Here is a 16,275-nt window from a genome sequence, read left to right as displayed (position 1 = left end):
CTCTCCCGCTTGCGGGAGAGGTCGCGCCGAAGGCGCGGGTGAGGGCTTTCTCCTCTGAGGGGCTCTCGCTTGTGGAGACACCCTCTCCCCAACCCTCCTCCGCAAGCGGGGGAGGGAGCGCAGCGACGTTGTCGTTGCAGCTTGCACTCACAGTTTCTAGCCTTGCTCGCCGGCTTTCGGTTTCCGCAACAGATAAGTCCCGTGCATCGGTGCGTGGTAATCGACCGAGACCAGGGTGAAGCCGACGTCGGTCAGCATCCGCTCCATCACCCAGCCGAAGGTGGAATATTCGTCGCGCATATGCGTCACCACGCTGTCGCGTGCGAAATCGTGGTTCTTGATCTGGAAGTCGGCCCATTGCTCGACGTCGCGCTCGACGGCATCGGGCATCGAGGCGTAAACGATGTCGCGCAGGTAGAAGCTCGCACCGGGCTTGAGCGCACGATAGATCCTCGACATCGCCACCACCTTCCAGAAATCCGGCAGATGATGCAGCGTGAATTCGCTGACGATCAAATCGTAGGATTCCGGCCGATAGGCGAAGCTGAGCAGGCCGGCCGATTGCGTGCGCACCGGCGCCTTGCGGTCGCGGGCGTAGATCTCGGCAAGCGCCAGCATCGCCGGCGAGATGTCGATGGCGTCGACCTCGGCGCCCATCAGGGCGGCTTCGGTGGCGAGCACGCCGTTGCCGCAGCCGATGTCGGCGATGCGCCAGCCGCGCTGCACCCCGAGCATTTTCAACGCGGCGCGCGCCCGCAGGTCGGCGTCATCATGGTTGTCGTAGATCGACGCCACTGCGGGCCCGATCCCCATCCGGTTCCGCTCGTTATAGTACCAGTCGCGCGCCAGCATGGTTTACATCCCTTCAGGCCCGCGACCGATCGCGGCAACGCCGGTGCGCGACACCTCGACAAGGCCGAGCGGGCGCATCAGGTCGATATATTGATTGATCTTGTCGGTATTGCCTGTGATCTCGAACACAAAGCTCTCGGTGGTGGCGTCGATCACCCGGGCGCGGAACGCATCCGCGAGCCTGAGCGCCTCGACCCGATGCTCGCCCTGCCCGCGCACCTTCACCATCGCGAGCTCCCGCTCGATCGAGCGCCTGGTCAGGGTCATGTCGACGACCCGGTAGACCGGGATCATGCGATCGAGCTGGTGCTTGATCTGCTCGATCACCATCGGCGTGCCCGTGGTGACGATGGTGATCCGCGACAGATGTTTCTGGCTCTCAGTCTCCGAGACCGTGAGGCTTTCGATGTTGTAGCCGCGGCCCGAGAACAGGCCGATGACGCGCGCGAGCACGCCCGGCTCGTTCTGCACGAGCACCGAGAGCGTATGCGTCTCGTTCGGATCGTGGCGATCCTCGATGAAGTAGGCGGATGCGGGCTGGTTCATTGTCGTCCCCTCAAATCTCTCTCGTCACACCAGCGCCTTGCCGCCGGCGAACGCCTTGGCGGTGGCCTCGTCGTTGGCCTGCTCCGGCAACAGCATCTCGTTGTGCGCCTTGCCGGACGGAATCATCGGGAAGCAGTTTTCGAGCGCCGCGACGCGGCAGTCGAACAGCACGGGCCGCTTGACCGAGATCATCTCCTGGATGGCGCCGTCGAGGTCGCCGGGCTTGTGCACCTGGATGCCGACGCCGCCATAGGCTTCCGCGAGCTTGACGAAATCCGGCAGCGCCTCCGAGTAGGAATGTGACAGGCGGTTGCCGTGCAGCAGCTGCTGCCACTGCCGCACCATGCCCATGTACTGGTTGTTCAGGATGAAGATCTTGATCGGCAGCTCGTACTGCACCGCCGTCGACATCTCCTGCATCGTCATCTGCACCGAGGCATCGCCCGCGATGTCGATGACGAGACTGTCGGGATGGGCCACCTGCACGCCCACCGCGGCCGGCAGGCCGTAGCCCATGGTGCCGAGACCGCCCGACGTCATCCAGCGATGCGGCTCCTCGAAGCCGAAGAACTGTGCCGCCCACATCTGGTGCTGGCCGACCTCGGTGGTGATGTAGGTGTCCTTGCCGCGCGTCGCCTCGAACAGGCTTTGGATCGCGTGCTGCGGCAGGATGACGTCGTTGCTCTTCTTGTAATAGAGCGAGTTGCGGGCACGCCACTGCGCGATCTGCTGCCACCACGCCTTGATGTCGGGCTTCTTCGCCTCCGCCTTGAACACCTGGAGGATGTCGCCGAGGATGTTGCCGCAATCGCCGATGATCGGCACGTCGACACGGATGTTCTTGTTGATCGAGGACGGGTCGATGTCGATGTGGATCTTCTTCGAGCCGGGCGAGAACGCATCGACGCGGCCGGTGATGCGGTCGTCGAAGCGCGCGCCGACGCACAGCATGACGTCGCAATCGTGCATCGTCATGTTGGCTTCGTAAGTGCCGTGCATGCCCAGCATGCCGAGCCAGTTCTTGCCCGACGCAGGGTACGCGCCGAGGCCCATCAGCGTGGAGGTGATCGGGAAACCGGTGACCTCGACCAGCTCGCGCAAGAGCCTGGTCGCCTCGGGGCCGGAATTGATGACGCCGCCACCGCTATAGATCACCGGGCGCTTGGCGTTGGCGAGCAGCGCGATGGCTTTGCGGATCTGCGTCGCATCGCCCTTTACGCGCGGCGCGTAGGAGCGGTGCACGTCGGACTTGCGCGGCGGATGATAGGTACCGGTCGCGAACTGCACGTCCTTGGGAACGTCGACGAGCACCGGGCCCGGACGGCCGGAGGTCGCGACATAGAAAGCTTCGTGCAGGACTTTTGCGAGATCGTTGACGTCGCGCACCAGCCAGTTGTGCTTGGTGCAGGGGCGCGTGATGCCGACCGTGTCGCATTCCTGGAACGCGTCGTTGCCGATCAGATGCGTCGGCACCTGGCCCGAGATGCAGACCAGCGGGATCGAGTCCATCAACGCGTCCGTCAGCGGCGTCACCATGTTGGTGGCACCGGGTCCGGAGGTCACCAGCGCGACGCCCGGTTTGCCGGTCGAGCGGGCATAACCCTCGGCGGCGTGGCCCGCGCCCTGCTCGTGACGAACCAGGATGTGCTGGACCTCGCTCTGCTGGAAGATCTCGTCATAGATCGGAAGCACGGCGCCGCCGGGATAGCCGAAAATGTCGGTCACGCCGTGATCGATGAGCGCGCGAACGATCATCGCGGCGCCGGTCATCTGGTTCGGATCGTGGCTCTTGTCGCTCATTGGCTTGCTCCGGATGCGCTGTTGTCAGCGGCTTTGGTCGTGTCGGGTTCGGGAAATAAAAAAGGCCCCGAAGAGGGCCCATGCACACCGCCTGTCATGTGGATGGCAGCTAGCCATCCCCGGCGGTGTGCCTGGGTACGACGGCGATAAGGAGTTTGGTAATAATGTTACGCATTGCAGGCGCTCGGCTTCCCAAAGGTTGCGCGAAACATAGCGGCCAAAGCTTGGATGTCAAGGCAATGCGGCCATTCCCACGCGATTTTGGCAGTGTAGCGGTGTTCCCTGAGTTCGGCGAGAGGTAAATTGTGGAACCCGGGCGGAAAAGGGCGTCAGTCTGGGTCGCGGGCAGTGCTCACAATGGCGGCGAGCCATGCCCTCGCCTCCTCCGGCTTTACCCATTCGAACTCCGGCAATTGATGCCGGAACCAGGTGAATTGCCGCTTGGCATAATGGCGGGTGTCGGCACGCCCGATCATGGCGGCCTGCTCCAGGCTGAGCTCACCGCGCAGGTGCCGGATCAAGGCCGGCACGCCATGGGCTTTCATCGCCGGCAGCAGCGGATCGAGGTGTCTGGCGGCGAGGTGCTCGACCTCGCTCAACGCGCCGGCTCCCAACATGGCATCGAAACGGGCATCGATCCGTGCATAGAGCTCATCACGGACGGGAGCGAGAAATACCGCGCGAAAACTGTCCTTCGGCAGCAGCGGCGGCTGGCCCTCCCGATGCCAGTCGAGCAGCGAACGGCCGGTCGCCTCGACCACTTCGAGCGCGCGCGCGATCCGGGTGCGGTCACGCGGGTTCAAGCGCTCGGCGGCGCGCGGATCGCGACGCGCCAGTTCCGCATGCAGCGCCTCCGCGCCGTTCAGTTCCAGCCGCGCGCGCACGGCCTCGCGCTCCTCGGCGGGAATCGGCGGCACCACGGAGAGGCCCGCCGTCAGCGCCTTGAAATAGAGCCCGGTGCCGCCGATGAAGATCGGCAGGCGGGCTTCCGCCTTCGCCTCGCCGAGCGCCTTTGCCGCGTCAGCCACCCAGGTGCCCGCCGAGAAGTTCACGGCCGCATCGACATGGCCATAGAGACGGTGCGGCGCGCGGGCCTCCTCGCCCTGTGTCGGCCGTGCCGTGATGATGCGGAGGTCACGATAGACCTGCATGGAATCGGCATTGATGACGATACCGCCGGTGGCGAGCGCAAGCTCCAGCGCCAGCGCCGACTTGCCGCTGGCGGTCGGGCCTGCGATAAGCACGGCCTCGCCAATAGGCCCTCTGCTGACCTGCTCCTCGTTCACGAAAACCTCAAATGTCCCTCGTCGCCACGCTGATCTGCAACCCTGACAATCCTGCGCTCGACTCGACCATCGTCGACGGCGCCCGCGCCGTGCTGCCGCAGGCAGCTCCCGCGCACTGGCTGTTCGACGGGGTCGCGGTCGACATCCCCTTCGGCGCTGACAGTAACCTCGAAGGCGACCGTCACGCCATCGAGCAGCGGCTCCGCGAGCTGCGCGGCGACCTGCCCATCGACATCGTCGTGCAGCCTGTCGGCGTCCGGCGCAAGAAGCTTTTTCTCGCCGACATGGATTCCACCATGATCGGCCAGGAATGCATCGACGAGCTCGCCGATCTCGTCGGGGTGAAGACGCATGTGGCCGCCATTACCGAACGCGCCATGCGCGGCGAGATCGAGTTCGAGCCGGCGCTGCGCGAGCGCGTCGCGCTGCTGAAGGACCTGCCCGCCAGCGCGGTCGACGAGGTGCTGGCCAAGCGCATCACGCTGACCCCGGGCGGCAGCACACTGGTCGCGACCATGCGCGCCAATGGCGCCTACACCTGCCTCGTCTCCGGCGGCTTCACGCTGTTCACGACCGCGGTCGCCGCCAAGATCGGCTTTCAGGAGAACCGGGCCAACGAACTCGTCGTGCGCGACGGCAAATTCACCGGCGAAGTGAAGGAGCCGATCCTGGGCCGCGCGGCCAAGCTCGCGACGCTGGTGGATTTGATGGAATCGTTCGATCTCGACGACATCGACTCGGTCGTGGTCGGCGACGGCGCCAATGATCTCGCCATGATCCAGGCGGCGGGGCTTGGCGTCGCCTATCACGCCAAGCCGGCGGTCGCCGCTGCGGCAGCTGCGCGGATCGATCACGGCGATCTCACCGCGCTGCTGTATGCGCAGGGATATCGGCGCGAGGAGTTCGTGGAGGGGTAGGCTCTTGCCGCACACTCCGCGGCCGTAGGGTGGGCAAAGGCGCACTTGCGCCGTGCCCTCCACCTGTCTCCGCAAGCGAATTTTGGTGGGCACGCTTCGCTTTGCCCACCCTACGGCACTACGGGACTGCCCAGGATTTACTGCACGCTCAGCGCAACAAACCGCAGCTCGCCGTCGGCATTCGAGACCAGCAGCAGCACCGACTTCTTGCCATCCTTCTTGAGCTGGTCGACCCGCTTCTGGATGTCGGCGCCGCTTGAAACGGCCTCCTGTGCGACCTCGACGATGACGTCGCCGGCGGAGAGCCGCTTCTCGGCGGCGTCGGAATTGGCGTCGACATTGGTGACCACCACGCCCTTCACGCTCTCCTTGATCTTGTAGCGCGTGCGCAGATCCTTGCTCAGCGCTGCCAGATCAAGGCCGAGCGCCTTCTGCGTCACCAGCTTCTCGGGCGCCGGCTCGTCGGTCTTCACCGCGGCCTGCACCTTTTCGGGATCCTGGAGGCGGCCGAGCGTGACCTTCTTGGTTTCTTCCTGGCCCTTGCGGATGATGACGACGTCGACCTCCTTGCCGACCGCCGTGTCGGCGACGACGCGGGACAGGTCCTTCGGGTCCTTGACGTCCTTGCCGTCGAACTTGATGACGACGTCGCCCGGCTCGATGCCGGCCGGCTTGGCCGGCCCCTTGTCGTCGACGCCGGCAACCAGCGCACCGCGCGGCGGCTTGATGTTGAGGCTTTCGGCGATCTCGTCGGTGACGCCCTGGATGCGCACGCCGAGCCAGCCGCGGCGCAGCTCGCCGAACTGACGGAGCTGGTCGACGACGCCCACCACCGTCTTCGACGGCACGGCGAAGCCGATGCCGATCGAGCCACCGGAGGGCGAGATGATCAGCGTGTTGACGCCGATGACGTCGCCGTCGAGGTTGAACAGCGGACCGCCGGAATTGCCGCGATTGATGGAGGCGTCGGTCTGGATATAGCTGTCGTAGGGCCCCGAGGAGATGTCGCGGTTCTTGGCCGAGACGATGCCGGCCGTCACGGTGCCTCCCAGGCTGAACGGGTTGCCGATCGCGACCACCCAGTCGCCGAGGCGAAGCTTGTCGCTATCACCGAACTTCACCGCGACCAGCGGCTTCGTCGGCTTGATCTTGAGCACGGCGAGATCGGTCTTCTTGTCGACCCCGACCAGCTCGGCCTTGATCTTGGTGCCATCGTTAAGGATGACGTGGATCTCGTCGGCGTCCGCAATGACATGGTTGTTGGTGACGACCACGCCTGCGGTGTCGATGATGAAACCGCTTCCGAGTGAATTGGTCTTGCGCGGCGCCGGACTATTTTCACCGCCCTTGCTGCCGCCGGGGCCCTTCCGGTTCTTGAAGAAGTCGTCGAAGAACTCCTCGAAGGGCGAGCCGGGCGGCAGTTGCGGCATGGTATTGCTGCCCCCGCCCTTGGCCTCGACGGTCTGCGAGGTCGAGATGTTGACGACCGCGTCGATCACCTTCTCTGCAACGTCGGCGATGCCATCCGGTCCACGCGCATGGGCCGGCGTGCCGAACACACTGAATGCACTGACGGCGAGCGCGGCCAGCCCTAAACGCAAGCGGGTCGGGGCAACGGTGGCAGCGGACATTGGTATCTCCAGGAAAGGGGTTCGGCGTCCAGACTGCGCTCGAACGGGGGGACGGCGCAAGCACGGAGCTTAATGGGCCTCAAGACCCCGACAATACGGCGAAAACCGGTCTTTCGCCTTCACTTTGGCGTTGGCGCGAGGACTAAACGGGGCGCCGCATAACCCAGATCAGGATCAGGCCGGCGATGGCCGAACCGATCCCGACCACCCGCAGGATGTTGTCGGGCGTGGCGATGGCGCTCTTCATGGCCTTGCGCATCCAGTTCGGACTGGCCGCGAACATCAAGCCTTCCAGCACGAACAAGATGCCCAGGCCGATGAGGAAGTCGGCGAACGCAATGGACCTCATCGGATTGGAACCTCCCGTGTGCTGTTCTTGTCTGGACGAAGGGCGGCAGACCTGCCGCCCTTGTCTAGCTTACGGTTTCGCCGGCGTCTCGGTTGCCGACTTGCCGGACGGGTTACCGAAATACCGGAAGAAATCCGAGTCCGGTTGCAGCAGGAAGCGGGTATCGCTCGACTTCAGCCCGTTCTCATAGGCCGTCATCGACCGGTAGAACGCGAAGAAGTCCGCGTCCTTGCCGTAGGCTTCCGCGAACAGGCGGTTGCGCTCGGCGTCGCCCGCACCGCGGGTCTGCTCCGCCTGCGAGTTGGCCTCCGCGATGATCACGGTCGCCTCGCGGTCAGCCTTGGAGCGGATCTCCTGGGCCTTCTGGCCGCCCTGCGCGCGGAACTCGGCGGCTTCGCGCTCGCGCTCGGTCTTCATGCGCAGGTAGACCGCCTGGCTGTTCTGCTCCGGCAGGTCGGCGCGCCGGATCCGGACGTCGACAACCTGGATGCCGTAGCCGTCGGCCTCACGATCGAGCTGCTCGCGGATGCGCTGCATCAGCTTCTCCCGATCGTCGCGCACCACGTTGATGAAGGTGACCTCGCCGAGCACGCGGCGCAACGCCGCGTTCAGGAGCGTGGTGAGCTGGATGTTCGCAGCCTGGATCGAGCCGACGCTCTGATAGAAGCGCAGCGCGTCCTTGATGCGATAGCGCGCGAAGGCATCGACCACGAGCCGCTTCTGGTCGGACGCGATCGCTTCCTGCGACGGGTTCTCGAGGTCGAGAATCCGCTTGTCGATGTTGATCACCGAATTCCACGGCGCCTTGAAGTGCAGGCCGGGTGCGGTGACGACGTCGACGGGCCGGCCGAACTGCAGCACGATGGTCTGCTCGGTCTGCTGCACCGTGAACAGCGACATGTAGCCGACGACCACGACGAGCAGGAGGGCGAGCAGCGTGACGATACCTGTGACCGGAGACCTCATCGGTTGCCTCCGCCCGACTGCGGACCGGTGGTAGGTGGCCGCTTGGTGGTCAATTCGTTCAGGGGCAGATAGGGCACGATACCTTGGCCCGAGCGGCCGCCGTCATAGACGAGCTTGTCCGCGCCGCCGAGCACGCGCTCCATTGTCTCCAGATAGATCCGTTCACGCGTCACACCGGGCGCCTTCTTGTATTCCTCGTAAACCTTCAGGAAGCGCGCGCTCTGGCCCTTGGCCTCGGCGACCGCCTGCTCCCTGTAGCCTTCGGCATCCTGCTGGATCTTCGCCGCGCGTCCGCGCGCCTGCGGCACGACCTGGTTGGCGTAGGTCTGCGCTTCGTTCTGCAGCTGCTCGAGATTGGCGCGCGCAGCCTGGACGTCGCGGAAGGCGTCGATCACCTGGGCCGGTGGATCGACCTTCTGCATCTGCACCTGGCTGATCTGAATGCCGGCGCCGTAGCTGTCCAGGGTCTTCTGGATCAGTTCCTGCACGCCCTGCTCGGTCACGTTGCGCGCGCCGGTCAGGATCGGCTGGATCTGCGAGCGGCCGATCACCTCGCGCATCGCGCTCTCGGCAACCGCCTTCACGGTGCCCTCGGGATTCTGGATGTTGAAGAGGAAGTCGCCGACACCATCCGGCTTGATACGCCAGAGGACGGTGAAGTCGACGTCGACGATGTTCTCGTCGCCGGTCAGCATCAGGCTCTCTTCCGGGACGTCACGAATGGAGCGGCCGCGCCGTGCCGGATCGTCGATCAGCGTCATGCCGATGGAGATCGTGGAGACGCGCAGCGCCTTGGGCAGCAGCACTGTCTCGATCGGATAGGGCAGATGATAGTTCAGGCCGGGCTGCACGGTGCGAACATGCTTGCCGAAGCGCAGCACCACGCCGAGCTCTTCGGACTGCACGCGGAAGAAGCCCGACAGCAGCCAGAACGCGACGATCAGCAGCACGATCAGCGTGATGCCGATGCCGGAGAAATAGCCGCCCGGCATGATCTGCTGGAGGCGGTCCTGGCCGCGCCGCAGAAGGTCTTCCAGATCCGGCGGCCTCGGCCCGACCGGTTGCGGGCCTGAGCCCCATGGTCCCTTTGGACCCGAGCCCCATGGGCCACCGCCCTGATTCTTCCACGGCATTCGACGCTCTCCTCGGCAGGGTGGAATTGCCCCGCCCGCTTTATCCGGTCCGGCTTTATAGGGGACAGGCAGGTCCCTTACAACGTAACCTCAGCCGCCTTTCGAGCTAAGCTCGGGGGCAGAAAAGTCAATGTTAACATTGGCGAATGCGGTTAATGGCGGGGCCGCCGACGATATGTCACATAGGAGAAATCGGCGCTGTCGGCGCCTCCGGCAGGATGGCGGACACGCGCGACCTCGTCCCACTCCGCCTTGTCGATGTCGAAATGCGTATCGCCTTCAGGCCGCGCGTGGACCTCGGTGATTTCGAGGCGATCGGCGCGATCGAGCCATTGCCGAAAGATCTCGGCACCGCCGATCACCGCGATCTCGGTGACCGAACGCCGCAGGGCATCGCCCCGCGCGACCGCGTCCGCATCCGCCGCCGATGTCGTGACGATGGCACCTGCGGCGCGATAGTCCGCATCGCGCGTGATCACGATATTGGTGCGGCCCGGCAGGGGACGGCGGGGCAGCGATTCGAAGGTCTTGCGGCCCATGATCACGGGCTTGCCGATCGTGAGCGCCTTGAAGCGCACCATGTCGGATTTTAGGCGCCACGGGATCGCGTTGCCCGCGCCGATGATGCCGTTCTCGGCGATCGCGACGACGAAGACGATCTCCATCAGGGTGCACTCCCAGCAAGCTGCGTCAGCGCTGGCCCGGTGACGCGGCACAGCGTCCAGTCGTCCATCATGACGGCGCCGAGCGATTTGTAGAACGCGATCGACGGCGCGTTCCAGTCGAGCACCGCCCATTGCAGGCGCGCCCAGCCATTGTCGACGCACTCCTTCGCGAGATGGACCAGCAACGCCTTGCCGAGACCCCTGCCCCGATGCGACGGCCGCACGTAGAGATCCTCGAGATAGATGCCGTGGCGGCCGCTGAAGGTGGAGAAATTCGTAAACCAGACCGCGAAGCCGACGGCGTCACCATTCCACTCGGCGATCGCGCAATGGACTTGCGGCCGCTCGCCGAACAGCGCTTCAGCGATGTCCGCCTCGGTCGCCTCGACCTCGTGCGAAAGCTTTTCGTACTCGGCAAGCTCGCGGATGAAGGAAAGAACGAGCCCGGCTTCTCCGGGCTGCGCGCGACGGATGCTAAGCGACATCTGCGTCAGACCGCGACTTCCGCCTTGATGTGCGGATGCGGGTCGTAGCCGACGAGCTCGAAATCCTCGAAGCGGAAGGAGAAAATGTCCTTCACGTCAGGATTGATCCGCATCACCGGCAGCGCACGCGGCGCACGGGTGAGCTGGAGCTTTGCCTGCTCCAGATGGTTGGAATAGAGATGGGTGTCGCCGAACGAATGCACGAAATCGCCGGGCTTCAGGCCGGTGACCTGCGCCACCATCATCGTCAGCAGCGCGTAGGAGGCGATGTTGAAGGGCACGCCGAGGAAGACGTCGGCCGAGCGCTGATAAAGCTGGCAGGACAGCTTGCCGCCTGCGACGTAAAACTGGAACAGGCAATGGCACGGCGGCAGCGCCATCTTGTCGACCTCGGCCGGATTCCAGGCCGAGACGATCAGGCGGCGCGAGTCCGGATTGCGCTTGATCATGTCGATCACGTTCGCAATCTGGTCGATGCTGCGGCCGTCAGGCGCCGGCCAGGAGCGCCACTGATGGCCGTAGACCGGGCCGAGATCGCCATTGGCATCCGCCCATTCGTCCCAGATGGTGACGCCGTTGTCGCGCAGATATTTGATGTTGGTGTCGCCCTTCAGGAACCACAACAGCTCGTGCACGATCGCCTTCAGCGGCAGCCGCTTGGTGGTCAGCATCGGGAAGCCGGCGGACAGATTGAAGCGCATCTGATGGCCGAACACCGAGAGCGTGCCGGTGCCGGTCCGATCGGTCTTCTCGGCGCCGTCTGAAAGAATCCGCTCGAGCAGGTCCTGATACTGGTGCATGTGCGACTGAGCCTTTGGGGAGACGGCGAACTTAGCGGCCGCCCCCGCGCTGCAACAGCGGCGATTCGCTGTGCGCACTGATTATACCCGGAAAAAGTGAGCGCTCCCGGCGCAAACGACAAGGGGGCGGAACTTGCGTCCCGCCCCCTTGCCTATCGGCTTGATAGCATTGCCTAAGTTGCCGGCTTGAGCACCGGGGTCCACTTCGCGATCTCGTTCTTGACGAGGCTCGCCAGCGCCTCCGGCGTCCGCTCGGCAGGGCCCGGGATGACGCTGCCGAGCTCGAGCAGGCGCTTGCGCACGGTCTCGTCGTCGAGCGCCTTGCTGGCCGCAGCGTTCAGGCGGGCCACGATCGCAGGCGAAGTTCCCTTGGGCGCGAACATCGCATTCCAGGCCTGGGCCTGGAATTTCGGCAGGCCAGCTTCCGCCGTGGTGGGCACGTTCGGCAGCGACGGATTGCGTTCGGGCGTTGCGATCGCATAGGCCTTGATGGTGCCGGCGTTGATCTGCGGCACGGCGTTGACGATCTGGTCGCACATGTAGTCGACCTGCCCCGCCACCAGCGCGTTCATCGCGGGTCCCGTGCCGTTGAAGGGTACGCCGACCGGCTTGACGTCGAGGATCGAGTGCAAGAGCTCGCAGGAGACATGCGAGACCGAGCCGACGCCGGCATGCGCGGCATTCACTTTCTCGGCGTTGGCCTTCACATAGGCCACGAACTCCTTCAGGTCCTTCGGCGGAAAGTCCTTGCGCGCCAGGATCAGGATCGGTGTGCCCGCGAGCAGCGCGATCGGCTCGAAATCCTTCTCGGGATGATAGGCAAGCTTCGGATAGAGCGGCACGGAGGCGGCATGCGTGCCCATATGCCCGGTGATCAGCGTATAGCCGTCATTGGCGGCGCGCGCGGCGCGCGTTGTGGCGGTGGTGCCGCCGGCGCCGACCACGTTCTCGATGATGATGCTCTGCCCCAGCGTCTGCGCCATGTGCGCGGTGACGATACGCGCGACGACGTCGGTCGGGCCGCCGGCCGCGAACGGCACGACCATGGTGATGCTGCGCGTAGGGTAGGTTTGCGCCTCAACTGGCGCGATGAAGGTGCTCAGCGATGCGAGCGCTGCGGCACATGCGCCCGTGAGCGCGCGAATGAAGGTCATGTCGATCCCCTTGGACACACACAAAAATGCCGGCCCAATGGCCGGCATTTTCATTTCATGAAGCCGTAACACAAGTCGATTCGACTTCTGAATGCGGCGCGCCGACGCAGGACGCGCCCTCAGTTCTCGGATTCGGTGAACACCTCGTCGCGCTTGGCGCGCAACGCCGGTAGCACCGTAAGGACAAGGAGGCTCGCCGCAACCGCAAGCAGCACCGCCGACAGCGGACGCGTCAGGAATACGCTCCAGTCGCCGCGCGAGATCAGCAGCGCGCGGCGCAGATTCTCTTCCATCAGCGGTCCCAGCACCATGCCGAGCAGCAGCGGCGCCGGCTCGAAATCGTGCTTGATCAGCCAGTAGCCGACGAGACCGAACACGCCGGCGAGGATCACGTCGACCGGTGCGTTGTTCACCGAGTAGATGCCGATCGCGCAGAAGATCACGATCGAGGGGAACATCAGCCGGTAGGGCACGCGAAGGAGACGGACCCAGATGCCGACGAGCGGCAGGTTGATGATGATCAGCATCAGATTGCCGATCCACATCGAGGCGATCATGCCCCAGACGAGGTCGGGTTGCTTCTGCATCACCTGCGGTCCCGGTACGATGCCGTGGATGGTCATCGCGCCCACCATCAGCGCCATCACCGCGTTCGGCGGGATGCCGAGCGTCAGCAGCGGGATGAAGGAGGTCTGCGCCGCAGCGTTGTTGGCGCTTTCCGGCCCCGCCACGCCCTCGATCGCGCCGCGACCGAACCGCGATGGGTTCTTGGCGAGCTTCTTCTCGAGCGTATAGGCGCCGAACGATGCGATCGTCGCACCGCCGCCGGGCAGGATGCCGAGGATCGAGCCGAGCACGGTGCCGCGCAGGATCGCGGGCGTCGAATCGACCAGGTCCTTCCTGGTCGGCATCAGGCCGGTGATCTTCTGCTGCACGAGATCGCGGCTCATTTCGGCGCCGGCGTCGAGATTGCGGATGATCTCGGCAAAGCCGAATACGCCCATCGCCACCGTCGCAAAGCCGAGACCGTCGGCGAGCTCCGGAATGTTGAAGGCCATGCGCGAGGCGCCGGTCTCGATGTCCGAGCCGACCATGGAGAGCAACAGGCCGAACACGATCATCGCGATCGCCTTCAGCACGGAGCCCTTGGCCAGCACCACCGCGAAGATCAGGCCGAGCACCATCAGCGAGAAATATTCGGCCGGGCCGAACGCCAGCGCGAGTTTTGTGAGCGGTGCGCCGAGGACGGCAATCAAGACGGTCGCGACGCAGCCGGCGAAGAACGAGCCGATCGCGGCGATCGCCAGCGCGGGGCCGGCGCGGCCTTGCCTCGCCATCTGGTGGCCGTCGATGGCGGTGACGACCGATGTCGCCTCGCCTGGTATGTTGACCAGGATCGACGTGGTCGAGCCGCCATATTGCGCGCCGTAATAGATGCCGGCGAGCATGATCAGGGCGCCGACCGGGGGCAGTCCGAAGGTGATCGGCAGCAGCATCGCGACCGTCGCGATGGTGCCGATGCCCGGGAGCACGCCGACCAGCGTGCCCACGAGGGCGCCGATCAGGCACATCAGAAGATTGATCGGAGTGAGCGCGACGGCAAAACCGTGAGCGAGGTTGGCAAAGATATCCATCACACCCTCACTGGATCAGGAAACGCGGAAACATCGGCATCGGCAGCCCGAGCACGTAGGGAAAGAGGATTGCGCAACCGACCGTCAGGCAGGCGCCGACGATGGCTGCTTCCAGCCAGCGCGTCTCCTGCGACCCCGTCGCCGCGATCATGAAGCTCGCAAAGGCCGTGACCACGAGGCCGAGCGGCCGGATCGCCAGCGCGAAGAACAGAATCGCCGCCACCACGAACAATGGCCCCCGCCAGGAATAATGAGCCATTGCCGGCCCATCGGCCACAAGGCCGGTCAAGGCGATGCCGGCGGACATGGCGACCAGCAGTCCGCCGAACATGCGCGGCGCGGTGCCCGCGCCGAACGAGAAGCCGCGCATGCCCTGCAAGTCGCTCCCTGCCCACAGCGCGAACAGGGCAACCGCCATCAGGACGACGCCGCCGACATAGTCCTGCGCCGACCGGATCGTCATGAACACCGTCAGGATCGCCACCGCGAACAGCGGATAGGAATAGATCAGCGCCAGCAGTACCTCGGACGACATCTTCTTGGTGCCGCCACCGAACGATCCGAAGATCGCACTGGGCGCGCCTGCGAGCAGCGCCGTCACGTGGCTGGTGATCACCGTCACCGGGCCGCGGCCGGCTCCCCAGCCGAAGATCGTCCCGATCGACCAGATCAATTCGAATATCTGCGGCGCAATCGCCAGCAGACAAAAGCCGAGCGCCAACCGGGTATTTCGGGTGGCTGTCGCTGAGTGGCCCATCGTGTCGGCCATGCATGTCTCCTCCGCGACCCGTAAGTCACGAGCACTGTTGTTCTAAATCGGCTGGAACTGGATCCCCCGCCCGGATCACTGCCTAGCGATTTTCATTACACAATGCCAGCAAAACCCAACAGCCCGCCGGCGAGCAGGAGCCAGAGTGGATTGATGCGCGAAACGGATGCGATCACCGCAACCATTGCGGTCAGAAGCACTGCAACAATTGTGCGATCGGTCGACTGGGCCAGGATCAGAGCACTCGCCGCCATCAATCCGATCGAGAGAGGAACCAGTGCAGCCTGAATCAGGCCGGGCCAGCGCGATTGGCTCGGCCGATTCAGCAGCCGGCTGACATAATAGGCAAGCAGCGCCGTTGGCAGGCACATCGCCAGCGTCGCCGCCAGCGCCCCGGGGATCCCGGCGACGGCATAGCCGATTAACGTCACGATAAGCACGTTCGGACCTGGCGAGAGCTGCGCGATCGCATAGGCATCCGTGAACTGCTTCTCGGTCATCCAGTGATGCACCTCGACCGCGATGCGCTGCATCTCGGGCACCGCCGCCGCGGCGCCGCCGACCGCGAACAGCGACATCAGGCCGAAGGTGGAGATCAGCACCCAGACCGGGTTCTCGGCGTTCATGCTGCTACTTTCCGCCGCAGGAAAAAAGTGGCGCCGATACTCACGGGGATCGCGACCAGCAGCACCACCTGGAGCGGCAGACGGAACACGCCAATGGCGGCGAACACGCCGAGCATCAGGGTGAGCGCGACGGCGTCCATCCGCTTCAACAGCGGGGTCATCATGCGGAAGACCACCGCGATCAACAGACCCACCGCCGCGCAGGAGATGCCGGCGAGGCTGCGGCGCAGCAGCTCCAATTCGCCGAACTGGGCGTAGATGATCGCAAGCACGGTCATGATCAATGTCGGCGGCAGCAGCAGCCCGGCAAAGGCGGCAACTCCCCCGGCAATCCCGCGTAGCCGCGCGCCGAACACCATCGACAGATTGACGATGTTGGGCCCCGGCAGGAAATGGCAGAGCGCGAAGGTCTCGTTGAACTCGTCCGCGGTCATCCAGCGGTGCTGCTCGACGATGGCCCGGCGGGCAAACACCAGCACGCCGCCGAAACCGGCCAGCGACATCCGGGCAAACGCCAGGAACAGCGCGGCCAGGCCCGGCGGCGCGGTGACGGGATCCGGCTCTTGATCTGATTCTTGGACGGCCGGTACTGAATCCGAGGACATCTCAGGAGCTTAGAACAGGGGTCGCGCCGCGGCCAAGACGGTCCGGAACCTATCCAA

17 protein-coding genes are annotated in these 16,275 nt (G+C 64.9%); 1 reads left to right on the top strand and 16 read right to left on the bottom strand.

Annotation, left to right across the window (positions count from 1 at the left end; translation table 11 throughout):
• Positions 1-156: 156 nt before the first annotated feature.
• From IVB26_RS11400 to miaA, 4 genes are all read right to left on the bottom strand, one after another.
• Positions 157-852 (bottom strand): class I SAM-dependent methyltransferase, encoded by a 696-nt coding sequence (locus IVB26_RS11400; protein WP_247971743.1) that lies wholly within the window; start codon positions 850-852, stop codon positions 157-159.
• Positions 853-855: 3 nt separating this feature from the next.
• On the bottom strand, positions 856-1,398 hold the full coding sequence (ilvN, locus tag IVB26_RS11395) for an acetolactate synthase small subunit (RefSeq protein ID WP_247971742.1): 543 nt from the start codon (positions 1,396-1,398) through the stop codon (positions 856-858).
• A gap of 24 nt (positions 1,399-1,422) precedes the next feature.
• Complete coding sequence (locus IVB26_RS11390) at positions 1,423-3,198, bottom strand: acetolactate synthase 3 large subunit (RefSeq protein ID WP_247971741.1); 1,776 nt, start codon at positions 3,196-3,198, stop codon at positions 1,423-1,425.
• 329 nt (positions 3,199-3,527) lie between these two features.
• Complete coding sequence (gene miaA, locus IVB26_RS11385) at positions 3,528-4,484, bottom strand: tRNA (adenosine(37)-N6)-dimethylallyltransferase MiaA (RefSeq protein WP_247971740.1); 957 nt, start codon at positions 4,482-4,484, stop codon at positions 3,528-3,530.
• Positions 4,485-4,495: 11 nt separating this feature from the next.
• Between miaA and serB the strand changes: the two genes are divergently transcribed.
• The gene (gene serB / locus IVB26_RS11380; RefSeq protein ID WP_247971739.1) at positions 4,496-5,401 is read left to right on the top strand and encodes a phosphoserine phosphatase SerB; all 906 of its coding nucleotides are present in this window, start codon (positions 4,496-4,498) and stop codon (positions 5,399-5,401) included.
• Between the two features lie 137 nt (positions 5,402-5,538).
• On the opposite strand, the gene IVB26_RS11375 is transcribed toward serB, so the two are convergent.
• The 12 genes from IVB26_RS11375 to IVB26_RS11320 form a co-directional block, all read right to left on the bottom strand.
• Complete coding sequence (locus IVB26_RS11375) at positions 5,539-7,032, bottom strand: Do family serine endopeptidase (RefSeq protein WP_247971738.1); 1,494 nt, start codon at positions 7,030-7,032, stop codon at positions 5,539-5,541.
• 142 nt (positions 7,033-7,174) lie between these two features.
• On the bottom strand, positions 7,175-7,381 hold the full coding sequence (locus tag IVB26_RS11370) for a DUF2065 domain-containing protein (protein WP_246921794.1): 207 nt from the start codon (positions 7,379-7,381) through the stop codon (positions 7,175-7,177).
• Positions 7,382-7,450: 69 nt separating this feature from the next.
• The gene (gene hflC, locus IVB26_RS11365) at positions 7,451-8,347 is read right to left on the bottom strand and encodes a protease modulator HflC (protein ID WP_247971737.1); all 897 of its coding nucleotides are present in this window, start codon (positions 8,345-8,347) and stop codon (positions 7,451-7,453) included.
• A complete protein-coding gene (hflK, locus tag IVB26_RS11360; RefSeq protein ID WP_247971736.1) occupies positions 8,344-9,480 on the bottom strand; it encodes an FtsH protease activity modulator HflK in 1,137 nt (378 codons plus the stop codon). Before hflK ends, hflC begins: the two co-directional genes overlap by 4 nt.
• 152 nt (positions 9,481-9,632) lie before the next feature.
• Positions 9,633-10,145 carry a dihydrofolate reductase gene (locus tag IVB26_RS11355; protein ID WP_247971735.1) on the bottom strand — a complete coding sequence of 171 codons (513 nt, stop codon included), beginning with the start codon at positions 10,143-10,145 and terminating at the stop codon, positions 9,633-9,635.
• A complete protein-coding gene (locus IVB26_RS11350) occupies positions 10,145-10,630 on the bottom strand; it encodes a GNAT family N-acetyltransferase (RefSeq protein WP_247971734.1) in 486 nt (161 codons plus the stop codon). The genes IVB26_RS11355 and IVB26_RS11350 overlap by 1 nt, the downstream gene beginning before the upstream one ends.
• Positions 10,631-10,635: 5 nt before the next feature.
• Complete coding sequence (locus IVB26_RS11345) at positions 10,636-11,430, bottom strand: thymidylate synthase (RefSeq protein WP_246921783.1); 795 nt, start codon at positions 11,428-11,430, stop codon at positions 10,636-10,638.
• Positions 11,431-11,603: 173 nt separating this feature from the next.
• Positions 11,604-12,584: a tripartite tricarboxylate transporter substrate binding protein BugD gene (locus IVB26_RS11340; protein ID WP_247971733.1), complete on the bottom strand. Its 981-nt coding sequence runs from the start codon at positions 12,582-12,584 to the stop codon at positions 11,604-11,606.
• 119 nt (positions 12,585-12,703) lie between these two features.
• Positions 12,704-14,221, bottom strand: a complete 1,518-nt coding sequence (locus tag IVB26_RS11335) for a tripartite tricarboxylate transporter permease (RefSeq protein WP_247971732.1) — start codon at positions 14,219-14,221, stop codon at positions 12,704-12,706.
• A gap of 4 nt (positions 14,222-14,225) precedes the next feature.
• Positions 14,226-14,987, bottom strand: a complete 762-nt coding sequence (locus tag IVB26_RS11330; RefSeq protein ID WP_247971731.1) for a tripartite tricarboxylate transporter TctB family protein — start codon at positions 14,985-14,987, stop codon at positions 14,226-14,228.
• A gap of 95 nt (positions 14,988-15,082) precedes the next feature.
• The gene (locus IVB26_RS11325) at positions 15,083-15,613 is read right to left on the bottom strand and encodes a chromate transporter (protein ID WP_247971730.1); all 531 of its coding nucleotides are present in this window, start codon (positions 15,611-15,613) and stop codon (positions 15,083-15,085) included.
• A complete protein-coding gene (locus tag IVB26_RS11320) occupies positions 15,610-16,218 on the bottom strand; it encodes a chromate transporter (RefSeq protein WP_247971729.1) in 609 nt (202 codons plus the stop codon). The genes IVB26_RS11325 and IVB26_RS11320 overlap by 4 nt, the downstream gene beginning before the upstream one ends.
• Positions 16,219-16,275 lie beyond the last annotated feature (57 nt).

The organism is Bradyrhizobium sp. 195, from assembly GCF_023101665.1.
GTDB lineage: Bacteria > Pseudomonadota > Alphaproteobacteria > Rhizobiales > Xanthobacteraceae > Bradyrhizobium.
The sequence above is the reverse complement of the archived record's forward strand: the minus strand, read 5'-3'. Positions and strand labels throughout refer to the sequence as shown.